General features: G+C 56.0%; 3 protein-coding genes. All 3 read left to right on the top strand.

All coding sequences use genetic code 11. The features are described 5' to 3' along the window. Positions 1-87 precede the first annotated feature (87 nt). Genes AC1DCP_RS26300 through AC1DCP_RS26290 form a run of 3 tightly spaced genes read left to right on the top strand, consistent with a single transcriptional unit; the run spans position 88 to position 2,588 of the window. Positions 88-720: an ABC transporter permease gene (locus AC1DCP_RS26300; RefSeq protein WP_476774855.1), complete on the top strand. Its 633-nt coding sequence runs from the start codon at positions 88-90 to the stop codon at positions 718-720. Then, a complete protein-coding gene (locus AC1DCP_RS26295) occupies positions 713-1,774 on the top strand; it encodes an ABC transporter ATP-binding protein (RefSeq protein ID WP_065687598.1) in 1,062 nt (353 codons plus the stop codon). The genes AC1DCP_RS26300 and AC1DCP_RS26295 overlap by 8 nt, the downstream gene beginning before the upstream one ends. Before the next feature lies 1 nt (position 1,775). Continuing rightward, positions 1,776-2,588, top strand: coding sequence for an inositol monophosphatase family protein (locus AC1DCP_RS26290; RefSeq protein ID WP_065687599.1), 813 nt, complete (start codon positions 1,776-1,778; stop codon positions 2,586-2,588). The last annotated feature ends 213 nt before the right edge of the window (positions 2,589-2,801 follow it).

The raw sequence follows: 2,801 nt of genomic DNA, 5'->3' as shown, positions 1-2,801 counted from the left end.
TAAAATGCCAGCGTCGGATCACGCTCAGTAACGCCATGTCGATCACTCCAGGGCCCCCGCTGAAAACATGCGAGGGACGGTTGAAACATGGGTCAATTCTCAATGGAAATATCAGGCTGCGCCGGGTCAGCTCTCAGTGGAAATCAACAAGCAATCGGGTTGGGGATTGCATATGTGATTATACGCAAGCGCTACCGGATCATCGCCCCCGTTCTCAGCCTCACTGTCATGATGCCCTACGTCATTCCCGGCACGGTGCTCGGTATCGGTCTCATCATGATGTTCAACAAGGCGCCGCTGCAACTGACCGGCACCTGGTTCATCCTTCTCCTTGCCTATCTCATTCGAAACCTGCCTTTTACGGTGAAGGCGTCAGAGGCGGCCCTGAGGCGCGTTCACCCGGCTCTCGAAGAGGCCGCAATCAGTCTTGGAGCGCGTCCATTCAGGGTGTTCTTCACCATAACGGCACCTCTGGTTCTGGCGGGGGCGGTAACCGGTGCAACGCTCACCTTCCTTCACATCGTCACGGAGCTGTCGTCTACCATCGTTCTCTATCGTCCGCCGTGGAAGCCGATGACAGCCGTGATCTTCGAGAACACGCTGGTCGATGCCGATTTCGGTGTCTCCGCAGCACAGACCATCCTGCTGATGCTGATCATTTACATCCCTCTCTATTTCATTGTCCGCTACGGCCAAATTCGAGGAAATTCCGGTGGTTGAAACCTCATCTTCCAAAACTCCAACCCAAGGCTGCGAGGTCGTCATCGACGCCGTCTCCAAGACCTTTGGCAATCATGCAGTTCTGAAAGACATCAGCCTCACGATCAGGCCCGGCGAATTCTTCACGCTGCTAGGGCCGTCCGGTTGCGGCAAGACGACACTTTTGCGCGCCATTGCAGGCTTCCACCCAATCGATGGTGGAAAAATCCTGTTCAACGGGCAGAACGTGACCTCGCTCGCCGCCTGGGACAGAAATATCGGCTTCGTCTTCCAGAACTATGCGCTGTGGCCAAACCAGACCGTGTTCGACAATGTCGCTTACGGGCTCAAACTGCGTAAGGTTCCGAAGAGCGAAGTTGCTGAAAGGGTTCGGGCCGCACTGGCCCAGGTCGAGCTTCACGGCGTCGAGAAGCGCTATCCCGCAGAAATGAGTGGGGGTATGCAGCAGCGCATCGCGCTGGCGCGTGCACTCGTCATCAACCCGCCGCTGCTTCTCATGGACGAGCCCATGTCCAACCTTGATGCGCGTCTTCGCGTGGCTCTTCGCCATGAACTGCGCAGTCTGCAGAAGAGACTCGGTCTGACAGCAATCTATGTGACGCATGATCAGGAAGAAGCCCTCGAAATGTCGGACCGGATCGCCGTGATGCAGAATGGAATCGTGCAGCAGCTTGCAGATCCCGAAACAATTTATTCGCGACCGGCGAACCGCTTCGTTGCCGAGTTCGTCGGCAGCGCAAACTTTCTGGAGGGAGAATTTGATGAGGCCGGCTTCCAGATGGCTGACGGATCGCGACTTCCTATCACAGGAAGCGGCCACCGCGGTAAAGGCACACTTGTCGTGCGTCCCGAACAGGTAATGACCCGCGAAAACGGCAGCGCTCTCTTCAATGCAACGGTGAAAGATCGCCGCTTCATGGGCAAGGCCTGGACGCAGAGCCTTCGACTTGAGAACGGTGCGACCATCTCGGTGGAAACACGACACGCACTCGATCTCGACTCTCGCGTCGGTGTGGATTTCGAGACGATAACTTTTCTACCCTCGGGAGTGTGAGATGGCGGACCGGTCGCTTGACGAACTGATGCAGCTTGCATTGTCCGCCGCACTTGCCGGAGGCGCTGAACTGAAGACGCATTTCGGCGCCATGTCCCGCGATAGTGTTCAACGAAAAGCTTTGGGTGATTATGCGTCCAAGGCGGATCTTGCTGCCGAGGAGGCTATTGCCGCAGTTCTGGCAAGGGCAGGTGATCGCTACGGTTTCGTGGGTGAAGAAACCGGTACGCGCAAGCCAGACGCACGACGCCGCTGGGTGGTAGACCCGCTCGACGGAACCAGCAACTTCATCTGGGGCATTCCCTATTTTGCTGTCAGCATCGCTCTTTGCGACGACGATGGCGAAATACTGGGCGTCGTCCTTGACCCATTGCGGGACGAGATGTTCACGGCAGTTCGAGGGCAGGGTGCCCGGATGAACGGTAAGGAACTGACACGGTTGGAAGAGAAAAAGCCCGAAGAATCCATCATATCTCTATCTATGCCGATCCACGGACAGTTGAAGTCGATGGACCGCAGTAGTTTCTTCCGGGCCCTGGATACCATCACCAACGAGACGGCAGGCATCCGCAGACTCGGCTCGGCCGCACTTGATCTCGCATATGTTGGCGCGGGCAGGTTAAATGGCTATTTCGAAGATGGCCTTAGCCATTACGACTACGCGGCTGGCAAGATTATTGCCCAGGAAGCCGGAGCGCTTGTTACCTCCCTCAATGGCGGTGTTGTAGAAGACGGCGGTTCACTGTTGGCGGGAACGTCATCCATACATCAGTGGCTCAAATCCAAGTTTCAGCAAGGGGAGACTCCAAGCTGAAAGGTCTCACAACCGCAGGCCGCTTTTGATGTAGCAACTGTCAAGCTTTAGATCTGACTGCTCTTAGGCCCTGTTGACAAAGTTCTCGATCATCGGGAAGTTCCATCCCTTTATGGATTGGGAGGGACAAGTTGCCAGCGCCTTTGGAAGTTTTCGATAAGTATCGATCTGCGCTTTTGACAATGCCGTTGTCGGCGATTTGGCGTGGCCATG

This window comes from Agrobacterium sp. 10T429 (assembly GCF_056393925.1).
This window is presented reverse-complemented; position numbering and strand designations above follow the sequence as displayed.